Origin of the sequence: Bacillus sp. SM2101 (assembly GCF_018588585.1) — a bacterium.
Taxonomy (GTDB): domain Bacteria; phylum Bacillota; class Bacilli; order Bacillales; family SM2101; genus Nanhaiella; species Nanhaiella sioensis.
Genome location: NZ_JAEUFG010000007.1, coordinates 183,172 through 200,737, shown reverse-complemented (window position 1 = coordinate 200,737; position 17,566 = coordinate 183,172). Strand labels below are relative to the sequence as shown.

The 17,566-nt window shown below is 32.7% G+C and carries 19 protein-coding genes; 14 read left to right on the top strand and 5 right to left on the bottom strand.

Features of this window, described 5'->3' with window-relative positions:
• Positions 1 to 172: 172 nt before the first annotated feature.
• Both JM172_RS09070 and bshB2 read left to right on the top strand, forming a co-directional pair.
• A complete protein-coding gene (locus JM172_RS09070) occupies positions 173 to 514 on the top strand; it encodes a YojF family protein (RefSeq protein WP_410629503.1) in 342 nt (113 codons plus the stop codon).
• Between the two features lie 14 nt (positions 515 to 528).
• The gene (gene bshB2 / locus JM172_RS09065; protein WP_214481865.1) at positions 529 to 1,194 is read left to right on the top strand and encodes a bacillithiol biosynthesis deacetylase BshB2; all 666 of its coding nucleotides are present in this window, start codon (positions 529 to 531) and stop codon (positions 1,192 to 1,194) included.
• A gap of 134 nt (positions 1,195 to 1,328) precedes the next feature.
• Here the strand turns inward: bshB2 and JM172_RS09060 are convergent, their stop codons facing one another.
• Positions 1,329 to 1,538 carry a hypothetical protein gene (locus tag JM172_RS09060; protein ID WP_214481864.1) on the bottom strand — a complete coding sequence of 70 codons (210 nt, stop codon included), beginning with the start codon at positions 1,536 to 1,538 and terminating at the stop codon, positions 1,329 to 1,331.
• 230 nt (positions 1,539 to 1,768) lie between these two features.
• On the opposite strand from JM172_RS09060, the gene JM172_RS09055 reads away from it, so the two are divergent.
• Positions 1,769 to 2,365 carry a hypothetical protein gene (locus JM172_RS09055; RefSeq protein WP_250886586.1) on the top strand — a complete coding sequence of 199 codons (597 nt, stop codon included), beginning with the start codon at positions 1,769 to 1,771 and terminating at the stop codon, positions 2,363 to 2,365.
• Between the two features lie 286 nt (positions 2,366 to 2,651).
• On the opposite strand, the gene cspD is transcribed toward JM172_RS09055, so the two are convergent.
• On the bottom strand, positions 2,652 to 2,852 hold the full coding sequence (gene cspD, locus JM172_RS09050; protein WP_214481863.1) for a cold-shock protein CspD: 201 nt from the start codon (positions 2,850 to 2,852) through the stop codon (positions 2,652 to 2,654).
• 240 nt (positions 2,853 to 3,092) lie between these two features.
• Between cspD and JM172_RS09045 the strand changes: the two genes are divergently transcribed.
• The 8 genes from JM172_RS09045 (at position 3,093) to JM172_RS09010 (ending at position 10,509) form a co-directional block, all read left to right on the top strand.
• Complete coding sequence (locus tag JM172_RS09045; RefSeq protein WP_214481862.1) at positions 3,093 to 4,163, top strand: undecaprenyldiphospho-muramoylpentapeptide beta-N-acetylglucosaminyltransferase; 1,071 nt, start codon at positions 3,093 to 3,095, stop codon at positions 4,161 to 4,163.
• A 205-nt stretch (positions 4,164 to 4,368) separates the two neighbouring features.
• The gene (locus JM172_RS09040; protein WP_214481908.1) at positions 4,369 to 5,187 is read left to right on the top strand and encodes a VanW family protein; all 819 of its coding nucleotides are present in this window, start codon (positions 4,369 to 4,371) and stop codon (positions 5,185 to 5,187) included.
• Positions 5,188 to 5,363: 176 nt separating this feature from the next.
• Positions 5,364 to 5,987: a hypothetical protein gene (locus JM172_RS09035; RefSeq protein ID WP_214481861.1), complete on the top strand. Its 624-nt coding sequence runs from the start codon at positions 5,364 to 5,366 to the stop codon at positions 5,985 to 5,987.
• Positions 5,988 to 6,319: 332 nt separating this feature from the next.
• Entirely contained in the window at positions 6,320 to 6,880 is a 561-nt protein-coding gene (locus JM172_RS09030) for a GNAT family N-acetyltransferase (protein ID WP_214481860.1), read from the top strand.
• A 903-nt stretch (positions 6,881 to 7,783) separates the two neighbouring features.
• On the top strand, positions 7,784 to 8,191 hold the full coding sequence (locus JM172_RS09025; RefSeq protein WP_214481859.1) for a GntR family transcriptional regulator: 408 nt from the start codon (positions 7,784 to 7,786) through the stop codon (positions 8,189 to 8,191).
• On the top strand, positions 8,188 to 9,099 hold the full coding sequence (locus JM172_RS09020; protein WP_214481858.1) for an ATP-binding cassette domain-containing protein: 912 nt from the start codon (positions 8,188 to 8,190) through the stop codon (positions 9,097 to 9,099). Before JM172_RS09025 ends, JM172_RS09020 begins: the two co-directional genes overlap by 4 nt.
• Positions 9,071 to 9,829 (top strand): hypothetical protein, encoded by a 759-nt coding sequence (locus tag JM172_RS09015; protein WP_214481857.1) that lies wholly within the window; start codon positions 9,071 to 9,073, stop codon positions 9,827 to 9,829. The genes JM172_RS09020 and JM172_RS09015 overlap by 29 nt, the downstream gene beginning before the upstream one ends.
• Positions 9,826 to 10,509 carry a hypothetical protein gene (locus tag JM172_RS09010; RefSeq protein WP_214481856.1) on the top strand — a complete coding sequence of 228 codons (684 nt, stop codon included), beginning with the start codon at positions 9,826 to 9,828 and terminating at the stop codon, positions 10,507 to 10,509. The genes JM172_RS09015 and JM172_RS09010 overlap by 4 nt, the downstream gene beginning before the upstream one ends.
• Positions 10,510 to 10,592: 83 nt before the next feature.
• On the opposite strand, the gene JM172_RS09005 is transcribed toward JM172_RS09010, so the two are convergent.
• Positions 10,593 to 11,129: a CGNR zinc finger domain-containing protein gene (locus tag JM172_RS09005; RefSeq protein ID WP_214481855.1), complete on the bottom strand. Its 537-nt coding sequence runs from the start codon at positions 11,127 to 11,129 to the stop codon at positions 10,593 to 10,595.
• Between the two features lie 106 nt (positions 11,130 to 11,235).
• On the opposite strand from JM172_RS09005, the gene JM172_RS09000 reads away from it, so the two are divergent.
• Together JM172_RS09000 and JM172_RS08995 are read left to right on the top strand one after the other, a co-directional pair.
• A complete protein-coding gene (locus tag JM172_RS09000) occupies positions 11,236 to 12,414 on the top strand; it encodes an MFS transporter (protein WP_214481854.1) in 1,179 nt (392 codons plus the stop codon).
• A 213-nt stretch (positions 12,415 to 12,627) separates the two neighbouring features.
• On the top strand, positions 12,628 to 13,074 hold the full coding sequence (locus JM172_RS08995) for a flavodoxin (RefSeq protein WP_214481853.1): 447 nt from the start codon (positions 12,628 to 12,630) through the stop codon (positions 13,072 to 13,074).
• 163 nt (positions 13,075 to 13,237) lie between these two features.
• Here JM172_RS08995 and JM172_RS08990 read toward each other — a convergent pair whose 3' ends face one another.
• A complete protein-coding gene (locus JM172_RS08990; RefSeq protein ID WP_214481852.1) occupies positions 13,238 to 14,611 on the bottom strand; it encodes a L,D-transpeptidase family protein in 1,374 nt (457 codons plus the stop codon).
• A gap of 890 nt (positions 14,612 to 15,501) precedes the next feature.
• Between JM172_RS08990 and JM172_RS08985 the strand changes: the two genes are divergently transcribed.
• Entirely contained in the window at positions 15,502 to 15,936 is a 435-nt protein-coding gene (locus JM172_RS08985) for a DUF6526 family protein (protein WP_214481851.1), read from the top strand.
• A gap of 368 nt (positions 15,937 to 16,304) precedes the next feature.
• Here the strand turns inward: JM172_RS08985 and JM172_RS25410 are convergent, their stop codons facing one another.
• Entirely contained in the window at positions 16,305 to 17,318 is a 1,014-nt protein-coding gene (locus JM172_RS25410; RefSeq protein ID WP_214481850.1) for an S-layer homology domain-containing protein, read from the bottom strand.
• Positions 17,319 to 17,566: the final 248 nt, after the last annotated feature.

Genomic DNA, 17,566 nt, shown 5'->3' with positions numbered 1-17,566 from the left:
GAAATGTAAAATAAACTTAAATATTCTTGTTCCAAGTGTTTCTTTCATTAATATGCTATTTTGTATACTAATAAATGGAAGAAAGTATACGATATTAGTTGGTAGTCCCATGTATTAAAATGTTCTCTTTATCCCTATTACATTTTTATTGGAGTGAGATACTGTGAAGCCAATTGAAAAGGAAAATGTCCAAGAGGTACTCGATAAACTCTTGAACGAAAAGTTATTCGTACATTTAGAAACAACTACTGGTGCCTATGCTAATCATTTCGATGAAAAAAATATGACAGTTGCCGCTTTTATAAGAAACGTGCCAATTTGTTTCTCACAAGCAAAAATTAAGGGCCCCGGACCGTATCGTATAGGACTAAAAATAGAACAAGGCTGGGTTTATGCAGAAGGAATTACTGATTGGGAGATTAATGACCAATCCCAAGTATTGCTTGCTGGGCATGATAAGGAAGGCCGTTTAGCCATATCATTACAGCTTAGTAAACAACCATTTAATGAGTAAGGAGGTAGAAAGAGATGGAACGACATGTACTTGTAGTATTACCACATCCAGATGACGAAGCTTTTGGTGTAGGTGGGTTAATAGCACAATATTCTAAAAAAGGAATTCCTGTTACATATGCTTGCGCTACACTTGGAGAAATGGGTAGGAACATGGGGAGTCCGCCAATCGCAAATAGAGAGACCCTTAGAATGTTAAGAAAAACTGAACTACAAGAGGCTTGTTCTGTATTAGGAATTAAGGATTTGCGTATGTTAGGGTTTAGGGATAAAACGTTAGAATTCGAAGATGAAGCAAAACTAGTTAATAGTATAAAAGCTGTGATAGATGATGTGAACCCGTCATTGATCATTACCCACTATCCGGATCATGGTGTTCATCCTGACCATGATGCATGCGGTTTAGCTACAGTTAAAGCAGCAAAAAAAATAAAGGATGACAATAGACCGAGAGTATTAGGTCATGCAATATCAAAAAATCGTTTTGAGGTACTCGGTAACCCAACTTTCACTGCCGATGTAAATGACGTATTCGATATTAAAGTAAATGCTTTGAAGGCTCACCGTACACAAACAGAAGGTATGATTAAAAGGTATAATGAAAATAAAGAAAAACAAGAAGAGTTCAAAAAATGGTTCGGTACTGAATTGTTTTGGGACATAGACCTAGATAAATTTTAGTAGCAACAGACTAGACTCGGCTAGTTAGCCGAGTTTTTATGTTATTCAATCCAATCATACTTTATAATGTCTTTTAGTCCTTAAGAGTAGAACTTAAGAAATGCTTTTGATGTTTTGATGTGTCACTATTTTATTTAGGCTGTATCCTCTTCAGACTCTCTACCATCGTCAAGTAATAATGCCCCATTTCGAATTAATGACTGGAATAAATCAAGCGGAAAAACACCGCCATATTTTGCATTCTCCATTTCAATCCTTACATTAGAAGCATTGATCTTTACTACTTTTAATTTTTTAGAATTATAGAAATTGGGAACAAACTTTGTCGTAATTTCAAATTGCATATTTTCTTTTAGCTCCATCATAGTCACCTTTGTATTAGTATCGTGTTTTATACAATATAAATTTTTCCTGTTATTGATTACATTAACCAATTTTTTTCTTTTTATTCAGCGAGTATATAAAATTTTAAAAAATATCCTTACACCATATAAAAACTATAGAAATTAGGTAGTAGCGAAAAAGGGGCGAACGCATACACTAAATACGAGAAATAGGAGGAGGTAGAAATCAAATGTACTATCAGCCTGGAGGCAATTATTATACACAACAAACAAACCTTCAGTTTCCGAAGAGAATGAACAGCGTAAGAACGCCAATGCAAATGTATGTACAGCAAGTGATACAAAAGTGGAATGATGGCCCAAGAAATGAAGCTTTGAAGTTCATGAAAAAATATGGCCTTCCAGATGAGGCAACACCAAGAATGATCATTTGGTATAACAATGAACCTTGGAAACGCACAGTAATATATAAAGAAACCATACCGCACAATTTTCCTAAAAAACATGTTGATTTCATTGAACAAACCATAGCCTATAGAGTACCGATACATTTATACGATAATATTGCAAGATTTGATGGGAGTATCATATTAGATCGTACAAAAGGTGAAGTGACTGCAAGGTGTGATAATGAGGCGATGAACTATGCTGCGTTAAATATTATGCATGAAATTGTCACAAGAAAGCGTACTGAGCAAGAAGCAAGGGATTATTTAGCTAAGACAGTGAAGGAATATGAAAACAACGAGCCAACACCATATACGGAAGGGTTTTTATTCAAGTTACCAACAAAGAAGACAGCTGATCCTGATAAAGCTGTATTGTGAACATGATGCCTGCAACAATTGTAGGCATTATAAAATTGTTTAAGGCTGTTTTCACATGATTGTATACGTATTAAGTAAAAAGCGCGAAATAACTAACACGTTGATTAGTTTGTAAGATGTGTGTTTTACTGCATGTGATAGTAAATCCTTCCAAATGAATTAGAAAGCACGAAATTGCAAAAGAACTTTATTTTGGAGATTTTTTTATAAGCCTTAATTAAAGCTCACAACATTGTAAATGTAAAAAACCGCCTAAAGAATTAGACGGTTTAATACAGGTTAAAGCTTAAAATTTTTGAACGTTTGAAGCTTGAGGGCCACGGTTACCTTCTTCGATATCGAAAGAAACTTCTTGACCTTCTTCTAGTGTTTTGAATCCATCACCTTGAATTGCAGAAAAGTGTACGAATACATCGTCTCCGCCTTCAACTTCGATAAATCCAAAACCTTTTTCTGAATTAAACCACTTAACTTTACCTTGTGCCATTTTTTCCTCCTGTGTGGATATCTTCCACTATGTAATGCTTATTCTTACTCCTAGTGCTCTATAATATGAACTACATTCATAAAAAGTTTTAGGAATAACAATAATTAAAATAAGTATATCATTTTTTATAACAATTTCAATATGGTTTTTTAAGTTTATTCTTCCACAAGAGTAAGTTGATATGGTAACATTTGTTTATGATTTGACATCATGATAAGCAAATAATGAGGGTGAATAAAAATGACTAATAGAATTTTGTTTACAGGAGGAGGATCAGCAGGGCATGTAACAGTAAACCTGGCACTGATTCCTTATTTTATAAAAGAAGGTTGGGAAATTGATTATATCGGTTCAATTAATGGGATTGAAAAAGAACTTACTGAGAGTATTCAGGAAGTAAATTATCATAGCATTTCAACAGGAAAGTTGCGTCGATACTTTGATTGGAATAATATTAAAGACCCTTTCAAAGTCGTAAAAGGAGTATTTCAAGCTTATACAATAATAAAAAGAAGGAAACCTAATGTCGTCTTTTCAAAAGGGGGGTTTGTTTCCGTACCTGTAATTATTGGTGCAAAATTGAACAAAGTACCTATAATCACTCATGAATCAGATTTAACACCAGGCTTAGCAAATAAACTTTCACTCCCCTTTACAACTAAGGTATGTACGACATTTCCAGAAACAAGGGATCATTTACCTACGCATAAGGTTGAACACGTTGGGGCGATTGTTCGTAAAGAAATATTTGAAGGTAATCCTGTCCAAGGAAGGGTAATCACGGGCTTTACGAAAAATAAACCTACGCTGTTAGTTGTAGGTGGAAGTCTTGGTTCTAGGCGAATTAATGAAGTTGTAAGAGCAAGTCTTGACAAGCTGTTACCACAATTTCAAATCGTGCATATTTGTGGGAAGGGACAAGTAGATAAGTTAATAAATGATCGTTCCTACAAGCAGTTTGAATATGTGAAAGAAGAATTACCTGATCTTTTATCGATGGCTGACATTGTTATATCAAGAGCAGGTTCAAATGTTATTTTTGAACTGTTAGCATTGAAAAAGCCAATGCTGCTTATTCCATTAACAAAAGAAGCAAGTCGTGGGGATCAATTATTAAATGCCAAATCATTTGAAGATCAAGGCTTTAGTAAAGTTCTTTTTGAAGAAAAACTTTCAAAAGAATCACTACAAGCTGCAATAAAAAATGTTTATAAAGATCGACATCAATATATAGAAAAGATGGAAAGATCAAATAATGATAACTCAATTGAAAGAGTTATCAATTTAATTAAAGAGAACATGAAGAAATAATTTAATTGTGGGTTATCATACTAGGAGCTTTAAAAGAATAGTCTCGTGATCGTGGCAACTGTTGTTCTATTTAGAGGATAATAATCTCATAAAGAGCTTATCCAATTAATTTATTTATACAAAAGTTCAGAAAAATTATTTACAAAAGAACGAACTTATCCAAGGCTCCTGTGTATTTATTTCATATTGGGGGAATGAAGTGAATATGAAACAACCCGTTCAGCGTTCAAAATTGAGAACAAACGTAGGAAAGATCTATTATATTTCTAAGCGTTATTTAAAATGGTATTTTAATGATACATATTTTGCAAATGAAAAACACAATGCTAAGCTTCCTTTTATCATATATAAACATCAAACACCACTGTTACGCAAGTTGAAAAATGTTGATATGTGGCTACAACAAAATAAAGTTCACAACATACATTTAGCAATAAAAAATATTAACGGCATTGTTTTAAAACCTGGTGAAACATTTTCATATTGGAAATTAATAGGGAAACCTACGAAGGGTAAAGGGTATGTTAATGGAATGGTTTTGTCTCATGGCTCGTATAAAGTAGGTATAGGTGGAGGGTTATGCCAATTGTCAAATTTAATCTACTGGATGACACTCCATACCCCATTAACTGTAATTGAGAGGCATCGTCATAGCTATGACGTTTTTCCAGACTCCAATAGGACACAACCATTCGGAAGTGGAGCTACTTGCTATTTTAATTATATAGACTTACAAATAAGAAATGAAACAACACAAAACTATCAACTTCATTTATATTTAACTAAAGATTATTTAGTTGGTGAGTGGCGTGCGGAAAAAGAGCCTGTACATTCCTATAAAATTTATGAAAAGGACCATTTCATTACAATGTCCACTGTTGGCAAATACGTCCGACACAATGTACTACATAGGAAAGTTTACAATAACAATGGTGATGTTTGTAAAGACGAATATATTACTGAAAACCACGCTATTATGATGTATGAGCCGTTATTAGAACAAGGGAAGGGCATAGATGATTAAACTAGACTCTTTTCGTAAACGTTGTTGCTATGGTTACTAAACTAATAGAGAAAAATGTCGTTTTACAGAAGAAAAGGTGCACGACGTCTAGTTGCAAATGTGTTTATTTTTTGACAAAAAACAACAATCTATGCAATAACAGCCTATTCAATAATGATATTCGAGGGAAATGTGCCATGTGGACAAGAATCGTACCTATAGTTTTATTACTCGTTTTAGTTGGTTGTAATCATGACATACATTCAAAAGAGCAAGCTCAAATAGCTAAACTAAAAGAACGAGTTGCTCAGTTGGAAGAGCGTCTAAATGAAAAAATCAGTGAAGACCAGGTGAATGACATGATGGACTCTAAAGAAGAAGACTTCAGAGTTGGAGTTAAAGACATGTACCTGCTTGATAACCAAAAATTAGAGAAATTAGAACATTTAATAACAAAACTTCCTAGTATTGAGATTATTACTGGGTTTATAACTGACTGGCACTCTGACAATCTTGATAAATATATTACTATCGATGCTGTTAATTATTTAAGTGGAGAACAAGCGATACGAGCCATAATGGATGATGCGAATGTGTCTAGAGAGGAAGTCTTCTTACCTAATGGTTTTTATATACAAAATAAGCAAGTTGAGCAAATGAATTATAGGCTTAGTTCGGATTTATTGCTATATATAGCTGACGGTAACAATAAAAGCTACACAGAAGATCTTAACATGCTTATTGAACCATATGAGAGACTCTTTTACTTATATATAAATCATGATGAAGTCATCATGATTGAGGAGCAATATCTTCCTTGAACTTGAGGATCATAAGAAAATGCGTAGTATAGGGTGATTTTTGTCATATTGTGTGCTAGCATTTATTAACTATTGTAGTATTTCCATAGTTGTAAAAATATATATGAACAACTAGCTTTATACATACTATTTTGCTTTGCAGGAGAATTTACAAATAGAAGTAAATGATGAAAATAGATCATAATGATTCGAAAAAACCACTTATCTTATGCTCGTTTTTCGATATATATCAGCAAAAAATTAGGTTAAATACAAAAAAATTATAATTTTAGAAATAAAGACATGAAATCCATCAATAATCGTATTATTGTTTAAAGAGAGAGGGAAAACGCATGGATGGTAATTTTCCAATTATTGAAACAGATAGATTAATCTTAAGAAAAGTGACAAAAAATGATGCGAATGAAATGCTTGCATATCTTTCAGATGAAGAAGTTGTGAAACATATTGGTTTAACACCTTTCCAATCATTATCCGACGTTTGGGATGAGATTAAGTGGTATGATTCTATTATAGAAGAAGGCACAGGTATTAGGTGGGGAATTACTTTAAAAGGTCATAACAAGGTGATAGGAAGTTGTGGTTTTCTAAACATGAAATCTAAACATTTCAGAGCTGAAGTTGGATTTGAATTAAGTAAAGATTTTTGGGGGAAAGGTATAGCTAGTGAAGCGTTAGGGGCTGTTATTAATTATGGGTTTCGTCATTGTCAGTTAGAAAGAATTGAGGCTTTAATAGAACCTGCTAATCTTCCATCACAAAAACTAGTTGAACGGCAAGGGTTTACTAGAGAAGGGTTGCTTAGAAGTTATGAGTATACGTGTGGTAAATTTGATGATTTATATATGTACTCAATATTAAAAGCAGATATAGATCGATATGAAAGCAATTAAAGAATTTAAGCCTGTTTTCGCAACGATTTTTGCTTTTCGTTCTAATATATAAGGACGGTCGTGCCATCCTTTCATCTTTTACAATAATGAGGTTTCATAAATACCCTTCATACTGTTCTTTTTCGGAAAAATAGCAACAAAGTTAACGAACGAGCCTCATTAAAAAAAGAGTAAGTGAGATTATTAGGGAGCCATAAATGATTGGTTCCCATTTTTATATTAAGAATATAAAATGTTAGACAACTGGGACGATTATATGCTATTTGGCTTTTAATGCCGATGACTCTCTTTGCTAATTGTCCATTCTTATACTTGACTTCTCTAAGTTGATTTATTAGCAATTCCGCTTTTCATCTTTGATATAATTGTAAACGAAACAGCGGTCACTATAGTAGTCTTTGTTGCTGGGTATGCATTGTTAGATTGTATAAAGTTGAAATCACAAACAGTAAAACCCTCTCATGTACACAACATACTTTGTTATGCCTCGACAGTTAAACTTAGTTCATCAAATTTCATTACTCCATCTGAATTTAAAATGTCATCAGCTCTCTAAACAATTAAAGTTATGATTATTATTATGGGCTATCAACTTATGATAGGCTTATTTGTTATAAAAAAAAACAAGACTCTATATTCATACATAGTAGCAACTCAGAATAGAGAAAGATTGTGTTCGTTTTTAAGACATCTTTTAAAAATGTAATAATAACTACTTTGTCTTTGGACAAGGTCCTCGTGAATAAGGTTATAAGCTAATTTCATCGTTCCTGGACAAAAACGATATGTAGTTGTGTTAGTTTTTATAGCTCCATACGAAAATAAACTTTATGTTAATACACAAAAATACTGAAAGCCTATTGTGGAATATTTTAGTTTATTATATACTACATTACAACAGTAATGCACTATGTTAGAAAGGAGGCGGAGACAATTCTAAATACAGAAAGTACTAAGCCAATTTATGTGCAAATTGCTGAATGGATTGAATCAGAGATATTAAACGGTCATTTCGAAAGTGATGACAAGGTGTATTCACAGTATCAATTAGCTGACATGTATACGATTAATCCAGCAACTGCAGCGAAAGGGCTTAGTCTTCTAGTGGACGAAAATATTCTTTACAAAAAACGCGGACTTGGAATGTTTGTCTCTGGTGGAGCAAAAGACATGATTATAGCTAAAAGAAGAAATCAAACATTGAAGGGGTTAATACAGGAATTGGTTTTAGAAGCCAATCAGTTGCAAATAGAAGATAACGAGTTAATTGAAATGATAAGAGAAGAAATGGTTAAGGAGGAGAGACAATGACTGTAATTGAATGTTCTGTCTTAACTAAAAGATACGTAAGAAAAAAAGTCTTAAACAACCTATCTTTTTCCATAGAGGAAAATAAAATTACAGGATTAATTGGTCGGAATGGCGCTGGAAAAACGACCTTGTTAAAAATAATAGCAGGATTCCTAAAAGAAACATCGGGTGAAATCAAAGTTTTTTCCAACAAGCCATTCAATAATTTACACGTCTCAGGAAATGCCATTTTTGTGGATGATTTAATGAGTTTTCCTCAAGCGGTACCACTAGGTGAACTGTTAGAAGTTGCTGAAAGCTTTTATCCTAATTGGAATAAGCAATTAGCAAGTAATTTATTTAAGTATTTTTCTTTTGATCCTAAGTATTATCACACTAGACTTTCAAAAGGAAAGAAAAGTACGTTTAACATGATTATCGGTTTAGCGTCGCGTTGTCCGTTAACAATTTTTGATGAACCAACTACAGGAATGGATGAAGCGGTTAGAAAAGATTTTTATAAGGTGTTGGTGAAGGATTATATTGCTTTTCCGCGTACTATTATTCTATCCAGTCACCATTTGGGTGAAATAGAAGATATATTGGAGGATGTTTTACTTATTAAAAATGGAGAAAAACAATTGCATACGTCGATGGATGAACTGAAGGAGTGGGCAGTTGGCATAAAAGGACCGACCGATGAAATAGCACAAATGACTAATGGAAAAGAAGTTATTTTCAAAAATCGATTAGGTAAGAATACCGATTATGTGGTTGTAAAAAACGATGGTTCTGACACTTCAACCCTTCAAGCTCGTCATCGAGGTATTGAAATCTCTCAAGTTAAAGTCAGTGATCTATGTGTTTATTTGACTAGTGAAACGAAGGGAGGTATTGAAGATGCCTTTGACGACAGTGACATTAGCTAATACTGTTAAAAACCAATATTTTTACAAACTCAAAGCAAACATAGATTCGTTTAGTTCACTCATAGGAATCCAGGTTTTAGGTATCATCTTTTCACTTGGTGGAATTGGAACAATTTCTACGGGCAGTAATAACTTTAATATCAATATCCAGTACTATGCAGCTGATATCGTCATTGTATTTACATTAATTTGGGCTTTCTCTACAGCAATTACGATTACGACTAAACCACATAGAAACCATGATTTTACGTTTGTAACCAATCGACTTAGCAGCAGTCTCTCGAATATTCTCTTTTTAATTACGGCTACCATTGTAGGGAGCATTACAGCCATTTTATCTGGGAATGTAATACAAGTCCTTAGATATATTTTCATTGACCAACAGCTCTATGTTCTTAATACTGGAATCCAAGAACTTGTTATCGGTATAAGCGCAATCTTTTTGTATGGGCTAATTGTTTGTGCAATAGGTTACTTTATTGGAACACTGATTCAAGTAAGTAAGTTATTTATCATTGTTATTCCAGTGTCGTTGTTAGGTTTCATTTTTCTTGAGGCGACCTTACTTGAAGGGACGATAAGGGATAACTATTTATCTGTCATCAAAATTTTTCAATTTTATGTATCGGAGCCAATATTTGTATTATTTATTGTAAAAGTTTTGATAACTTCTAGCTTGTTTTTTATGGCCGCCATTAGCATCCTGAATCGAATGGAGGTAAGAAAATGATTTCCTTCGAGCTAGCTACATTTCAAATTATTTTATTTATCATTTTAGTAGGGCTGTTCTCTTTAATGATTAAAGCTGGGAAAAAGATTAGCTCTTTAAAAATAACTCACTGGCTACTTTTTATATACACAGGATTACTTTTATTAAGTTCTGTATTTATAGCATTCGTCTCCGATGATTCATTAAAACAGCAGGAAGTTAAACAAGGTGAAACAGATCATGACTTCTATTCATTATTGAGCAGTATGGAGATAGATAAGCTTGATCCAGACTATATTATAAAAGCAAAAAGCTTTGATGATTATAGAAATCAAATATTGGAAGTTAACTTTACAGAAAAGTACAGTCCCCACGTGATTGTAGAAAGAAAATTGAGTAGTGATAACAAGATCGAAGTATTTAACTTAAGTAGTGGATTGTTTGTAGATGGTATCGATTTTTCTAGAAAGTTAGCTCCAGTTGGTTTTATATTAAATGATAATAGACTTATTATTAACTCTCCTTCACAGGATATAAATATTAAACTGGTAAAAGCTCCGTTTCCAGTTCGGCAATTTACAGAAGAGTCACTTTTTAATCAATATGATGGGAGAGTATATCAAGTTATTTATTTAAAAGTACCAAATGATGTAGAGTTAATAGAGGGTTCGTTTGTGAATTTTAGTTTTATTGAGAGATGAGACACACTTAAAATGTTCTACATGGCTAAAAAGCCGTGTAGAACATTTTAACGTGGCTAAAAATCCGTATAATGTATAGATTTCTATTTATTTCTGTTCTTCTCTCTATACCGTTTTACCTTAGATATCGTCCCACATGCTCTTCCAGTGGGACTATTTGCGTTCATATTACACCACTTTTTAGTACCACTTTTTGATTGATCATAAAAGGCCCACTTACAATCTGGACAAATTTTTAGTCGATGAAAGGTTCCTGTGTTGATTAAAGTCAAAATGTCTATCAGTATATAGTCGATTAGACTTTTTCTTTTATATTTATAAATCAGGTTATAGACTGGTTTGTTGTTTTGTATTTGAACCTCGTATGTTATTTGCCTTCTGTTAATCCATTCATTGATGAGCTCTCCATCATTTTTTTCAATTGTCGTCCGTATGTCTGACCGAAATAAAATAACTTCATCTAAAAAATCATTGGAATCTTCGATTGTTAGATGTTCATGAATATAATTCGAGACATCAGATATAGTTCCAAAATGATCTTTAGGTATTCTGTCTTTGTTAGGAATTTCCCAAGTGTTCAAAAAAGATAATACTTCGTTAATTTCTTTGTTCTTATCCATAATTGTAACCACCAATCAATTTTACAGGTTGCATTCCTATTCATTATAACATAACATAAATGTAACCATCTAAATAAAAAGAAGGTTACAACTAAAGGGGGTTACTATGAATCAAACAACGAAAGTTATCTTATTTTCAGCATTCTGTATGAATCTTGCAGGGTTTGCCGTTATATCTTTTTTTGCAGTTTATTTGTCAAATACACTTTATTTCTCAGTAGTAGAGACTGGAACAGTATTATCTTTAATCGCTTTAACCTCAAGTGGGTTACCTCTTTTAACTGGAGGACTCGGAGATAAGTACGGTTATAAAAAGTTAATGGGATTCGGATTGTTAATAAGGGGAACAGGCTTCATTATTTTAGCAATGTCAGAGTCCTTTTACTTCGTCTCTTGTGGAGCTGCTCTTATTGGGGTAGGATCTGCATGTTATGAACCTTCATCAAGAGCATATTTTTCATCAGTAAAGCAAGAGGAGTTAAAAAAGAGAGTGTTTACTTATTTAAACCTTTCACTAAATGCCGGAGCAATCATTGGACCTCTTATGGGAGGGGTGTTACTATTTGTTAATCCTAGCTACCCATTTGTTATTAGTGGCATTGTTTTTTACATATTATTTGTAGTCCAACTTCTGTTAGTAAAGCGTAGCGATTACACAATGAGTTTACGCCCTTCTATTCTTATAAGCGTAAAGCATATCGCCAAAAATAAAAAATACATCCTCTATTGTGTAGCAATGATATTTTTTTGGTTCATGTTTTCTCAGCTAACAGTATCGATACCGTTACATATGTACAATTTAACCAGTAGTGAGAGTTATGTTAGTTTAGTCATCACAGTCAATGCTATAACAGGACTGATGATAATGATAATGATCAAACAATTATTTCTTAAAATGAACATATACAGCCTGCTTACAGTAGGTGTGCTCACCATGTCATTTTCTTTGTTAATGATTAGTCTCAATTCATCGCCATATTGGTTATTAATATGTATAATCGTATTTACAATAGGTGAAACGTTTGTATTACCCTCATCAGATATTGCAATTTCAGAATTTACTTCTGGGCAGTTTCAAGGTTCATATTTTGGTTTTTTTGAAATATCCTTTGCTATTGGGGCAACTTTAGGAAATTTCACAGGTACCTATTTGATGAAAAATTTTTCTAATAGTATGTTTCCTTGGATTATTTTTTCTAGTGTAGGAGTCATTAACTTTGTGCTTCTTACTATTTTGAAAAGAACTTCTGCTACTAGCCCGGTAATGAATGAAGAAGTCGTATAAATGTATAGTGATGTTTAATTTTTACTTTATTTTATATATATCTAGCATCCTTTCTTAAGAAATATTTGTAAGGGTGGAAGTATCAATTAATTATGAAACAGAGATAGGCATAAAATTGACAATGATTATCAATATCAGTTATACTAATAACATATTAATGATAATAATTTTCAATTAAATACTTCTTGCTTTTTACTTAAGGGAGGATTAATAATGTCAACAGTGCTTATCATTTACGCGAGTATGTCTGGTAATACTGAATCGATAGCTGATTTAATAGAAGAAGGGATACAGGGCGAAGGTGTAACAGTTGAAAAGAAAGATGTCTTTGACGTAGATATAAATATTTTAGATAAATATCATTCAATCATATTCGGGTCATATACTTGGGGAGATGGGGAGCTTCCAGATGAATTTTTAGATTTTTATGATGAGTTAACGGAGATAGATTTATCAGGGAAGACGTTTGCAGTGTTTGGTTCAGGAGATAGGTCTTATAAAATATACTGCGGAGCAGTTGATATTTTTGAGTCAGCTATTTTACAACAAGGTGGAATACTTGTTCAAGAGAGCTTAAAGATAGAGGACGGTCCTCAAGACGAAGAAATAGAAAAATGTAAGCTGTTTGGAAGGGAGTTTGTTCGGAATATAAGAAGTTAGGTTTATAGAATTAACGAATTACCTTAGAACAGTGCATCTAAAAAATGATAATTGCTCATAATATATATTTTGTAATTAAAGAGCCTAAAAGTTTTACTAGGCTCTTTTTGTTCGTAGTTTAGTATTATATTAGGTTGTATATTTATTATTATGAAAAGCAAGGTTATACGATCTTTACTTTAGTACCTATTGGAATTCGATCAAATAACCATTCAATCTTTTCATTTTCCATTCGAATACAACCTTGTGTTACATATTCTCCAATTGATCCAGGGTTTATCGTCCCATGTATGCCATATGTTCTGCCTGTTGTACCTGGTACACTTAGACCTAGCCATCTACTGCCTAATGGGTTTGACGGATCTCCACCTGGAATATTTTTAGCGGTGTATGAGGGTTCAACAAATTTAGTAATGATTTCAAATATACCCGAAGGAGTTGATAGATTTTCACCCGTTGAAACTGTTGTTTTGAAAAACTCATCACCATTTTTATATGCGATAAGAAGATTATTGGATCTATTGATTTCTATTAAATAGTTAGTATTTACAGCCGGGTTATTTCCGATCATAGCTGTTTGATGCTGTTTGAAAATATTAGGTATGATTAATGTTTCACCAGTTTTTATTGATTCGATATTACCATTTACTTTACTTATTTGTTCAACATAATACGCTAGTTGATAATATGTATTCATAATACTATATAGCGTTTCTGCTTGTTGGACGGTATGTACTACGATCCCAGTACTAGTAGGTATTTCAATATTAATACCAGCTTTTACATCGGTTTCAGGGTTAAGTATAGCGTTATATTCCATTATGTAGTTTAATAGTTTAGATTTACTATAGAATTTTCTTGCTACTTGATATAATGTGTCACCATCTTGTACAGTATAAACAGCTAATTTGTCTGGATTTGGAACAACAATTTGCATTCCTTCTTTGACATCTAATTCAGGATGCGTAATATTATTATGTAATTGTAAAAATTCAGTGTTATTTTCATTATAAAATAATTTGGAAATTTGAAAAAGTGTTACTCCCTTTGAAATCTCATATTGGATGGAAATCTGTTTTTGGCTATTAATTGATGCCTCCGTAGAACTAAAAAGGGTTTCCGAAGATTGTTTACTCTCTATTTTAGTAGATTGTCCCTCTTCTGTATTTGTAGATTCAGACTCAGAAACAGGCTCTGCAACCTCTACAGTTTCTTGTACATCTTCAACAGAATCTTCACTGATACGATTTGAACTTGTGCTGGTTTTATCTTCGGTAGAGAAGTCTTCATTTTCTTGTAGCGTTTCATTAGTATGTGAATTTAAATCTTCTACCTCGTCATTATTATTAGTATCTATTACATAATCTAACTTCTTGCTTTCGAGTTGAGCTTCAGTACTTGCTTCTGTTGGATTATTTGCTCTAAATAAATAATTACCTGTAACTATTGTTATGAAAATAATAAATAGAATTGCATAAATCGTCATTTTACGTGTTAAAAATTTGTTTTCTACACTAGCGTTTGTTGGATCTTGCAAAATATCACCTCATATGTCGAAAATATACCTCCCTTATTTTACATTTGTATGATAATCTTTCCTATAGGATGATTCACTTATTTTTCTTTATTCCTTAGGTGAACGGATACTATTGACCTACCGATTTTGAGCCTATCTACTTATGAAAAAAAAATTATAAATGAAAATATGAGGAAATAATTTTTTATTTATCATTACTTATAAGTCCAAAAAAGCTACTTTGTTGTTCAAGAGGGAATAGAGGGAAATATAGCGGTTGAAAAAATGCAGAATGAGGTTGTTACGTCAACTATGAACATTTGAATCTGTTAAGAAGTTGGAATGTGCAAACACTATGAAAAGAAACATAGTATGTATGTAGAAAGTAATGATGTAGTTGATACAATTTTTTATTTAATGTAATGAGTCACAAATGCGAAAGAGGTGGTCCTATTTAGGCAACAATTCTACAGAATAGTGAAAAAGTATCATTAATGATAGATAAATTAACATTACAAAATGAATAAAATCTTATTCTAATGGTGATGACAGTTAAATAAAATAGAAAAAGATAAGTAAATATCATCTTCAATAATGCAGGAGCTATGAAACAATTCAGTAAGAAAATAAGATTTAATAATGATAAGAGTTTAATGCTGTTTTGGCTGTTTTCACATTGATTAATACTTTCCATTCCTAGTATTGCACGAATAAATTTTTCGTCGGCAGCTTTTCTATATCATACTCAGTAATAGCAAAAAGTTTACGAAGAAATCCATTTAAATAGGAGTAGTAATTAGCTAAACTGTTAAGTACACTTGACTAAATTATCCGAATATTGGTAAAATTAAGTATATTTAACGTTCTAGTAGATATTTTCTCAAATAATAAAAAGGGGTGGGGAATTTGCAATGAAAAGTCAAAATTTTAAAAACCATGTTCGTATGCATCCAATTTATCATTACATAGGAGCGCCACTTGTTACAGTGGTCTTTATTGCAACAGTTGTCAATTTAATTATGGCAATTTATAGTGGTGAAGGGATTTTAACAGCTTTATTGTGGTTAGCGATTACATTAGGCTTATTTATAACATTTTCTTTAGTAAGACTATATTCTACGAAGATGCAAGACCGTATCATACGTTCAGAAGAGAATTTACGTCATTATACGCTTACGAATACTATGCTAAACTCAAGGTTAACGATCCAACAAATCATTGCTTTGCGTTTTGCGAGTGATGATGAGTTCCCAGCTTTATGTGAACGTGCTATTAAAGAAAATCTACAACCTAAAGATATTAAAAAAGCAGTAAAGCATTGGCGTGGAGACTATTATCGTGTATAAATATAGATGATTTAAATGATCAAATAAATATGTTGATCATTGAGGTGATTAAGGACTATTATTAGTCCTTTTTTATAGTGTGAGTTTACTGGGTATTGAAGCAAAACACAGATGGATGGGTATTCATCGAAATGGCACTATTAACGACTTAATTTAACTTTCAATATAATGCCAAGGTGTTTACTTTGAAAATAAAACAACTATATAATATTTGGATAGTTATGAATGTACTATATTTAAGCGATACATATACAAGGCATACCACATATTAGTCCAGAAAACCGTGTGATATGCCTTGCCTTGTAGAAAGATCCTCGGTCCAACTGCATTTATTAAGTAAAAATAGTTAAAAGTGTTTGAAAAGATTCCTACTTGTCAATAAACATCTGTACCCAATAGAAACCATGTGAACCACCTTCAGCAAATCCAATACCAATTTCAGTATAGTTAGATGAAAGAATGTTTTTACGGTGACCGTCACTATTCATCCATCCTGTTACAACTGCTTCTGGTGTTGATTGCCCAGCTGCGATATTTTCTCCTGCACTAGTCCACTGTACACCGAATTGCTTCAGCATATCGAATGGACTTCCGTATGTCGGAGATGTATGTGAAAAATAGTTCTGATCACGCATATCTTCAGCTTTTATTTGAGCTACTTCGGTTACTTCAGTAGATAGTTCAAGTGGGTGTATGTTTTCTTTTGCTCGTTCTATGTTTACTAAATCTAGTACATCATAAATAAAAGAGTTTTCAACTTTGTTGGTATTTTTCTCCTGAGAATCTAGTGTTCGAATTACAAACACTGCCATTTGCGCTCGCGTTACGTACCCATTAGGTGAAAATTCAGTGGGAGATATGCCAGTCGTAATATTAGAAGCCACTAGCTTGGTAACATAAGTTGTTGCCCAATGATGATAGGGAAGATCATCGAACACTTTATTAGATTCGCCTTCAATCTTAAAGGCCTCTACTAATATTTTTGCCATTTGAGCACGAGTCAAGGGATTGTTAGGATTAAATGCATCATTTCTACCAAAAACTTCTTCATCTACTAGAGCAGCTATGTATGGGTAGGCCGAATTTGATGTGCTAACATCTACAAAATGTGGATTTGGCCGATTAACTAGATCAATATTTAGTGACCTCCCTATAATTACTGCAGCATGAGCTCTAGTAATATATTCGTTCGGATGAAATGAGCCATCTGGATAACCATTAATAACTCCCTGTGAAGCTAAACCTTCTATTTCTTCCTTAGCCCAATGATCAGAGGGAACATCAGAAAACATGATACTAGCATGCACGTGGTTAGTATTGAATCCAACTGTTAACAGAGTAATTGCTAGTAATATTTGAGCTATCTTTTGAAAACCTGTCATCTTCTCATCTCCTTTTCCATTCGTTATTTTTAAGGTGGTTTAATAGCTATACAGAAATTAGATCTGAAAAATCTATTAGTATAATTATCCTCAAAAGGTATTCTATCTCATTATTAACTTTATAAAAAGGCAAGAAAATAGAATTATCAATAAATGAGTAGTACGACATAGTTAACAAGTACTAGGGATTAGAACGAGAGAAGAAAGGCAAAAAGTAAAATCGTTTATGTAAGTTCTTTATAGTTTTT

Excerpts from the sequence above, each read along its gene's own strand:
- bshB2 (WP_214481865.1), top strand. The coding sequence starts at position 529 with ATGGAACGACATGTACTTGTAGTATTACCACATCCAGATGACGAAGCT.
- JM172_RS09060 (WP_214481864.1), bottom strand. The coding sequence starts at position 1,538 with ATGCAATTTGAAATTACGACAAAGTTTGTTCCCAATTTCTATAATTCT.
- JM172_RS09055 (WP_250886586.1), top strand. The coding sequence starts at position 1,769 with ATGTACTATCAGCCTGGAGGCAATTATTATACACAACAAACAAACCTT.
- cspD (WP_214481863.1), bottom strand. The coding sequence starts at position 2,852 with ATGGCACAAGGTAAAGTTAAGTGGTTTAATTCAGAAAAAGGTTTTGGA.
- JM172_RS09045 (WP_214481862.1), top strand. The coding sequence starts at position 3,093 with ATGACTAATAGAATTTTGTTTACAGGAGGAGGATCAGCAGGGCATGTA.
- JM172_RS09040 (WP_214481908.1), top strand. The coding sequence starts at position 4,369 with ATGAAACAACCCGTTCAGCGTTCAAAATTGAGAACAAACGTAGGAAAG.
- JM172_RS09035 (WP_214481861.1), top strand. The coding sequence starts at position 5,364 with ATGTGGACAAGAATCGTACCTATAGTTTTATTACTCGTTTTAGTTGGT.
- JM172_RS09030 (WP_214481860.1), top strand. The coding sequence starts at position 6,320 with ATGGATGGTAATTTTCCAATTATTGAAACAGATAGATTAATCTTAAGA.
- JM172_RS09025 (WP_214481859.1), top strand. The coding sequence starts at position 7,784 with ATGCACTATGTTAGAAAGGAGGCGGAGACAATTCTAAATACAGAAAGT.
- JM172_RS09020 (WP_214481858.1), top strand. The coding sequence starts at position 8,188 with ATGACTGTAATTGAATGTTCTGTCTTAACTAAAAGATACGTAAGAAAA.
- JM172_RS09015 (WP_214481857.1), top strand. The coding sequence starts at position 9,071 with ATGCCTTTGACGACAGTGACATTAGCTAATACTGTTAAAAACCAATAT.
- JM172_RS09010 (WP_214481856.1), top strand. The coding sequence starts at position 9,826 with ATGATTTCCTTCGAGCTAGCTACATTTCAAATTATTTTATTTATCATT.
- JM172_RS09005 (WP_214481855.1), bottom strand. The coding sequence starts at position 11,129 with ATGGATAAGAACAAAGAAATTAACGAAGTATTATCTTTTTTGAACACT.
- JM172_RS09000 (WP_214481854.1), top strand. The coding sequence starts at position 11,236 with ATGAATCAAACAACGAAAGTTATCTTATTTTCAGCATTCTGTATGAAT.
- JM172_RS08995 (WP_214481853.1), top strand. The coding sequence starts at position 12,628 with ATGTCAACAGTGCTTATCATTTACGCGAGTATGTCTGGTAATACTGAA.
- JM172_RS08985 (WP_214481851.1), top strand. The coding sequence starts at position 15,502 with ATGAAAAGTCAAAATTTTAAAAACCATGTTCGTATGCATCCAATTTAT.
- JM172_RS25410 (WP_214481850.1), bottom strand. The coding sequence starts at position 17,318 with ATGACAGGTTTTCAAAAGATAGCTCAAATATTACTAGCAATTACTCTG.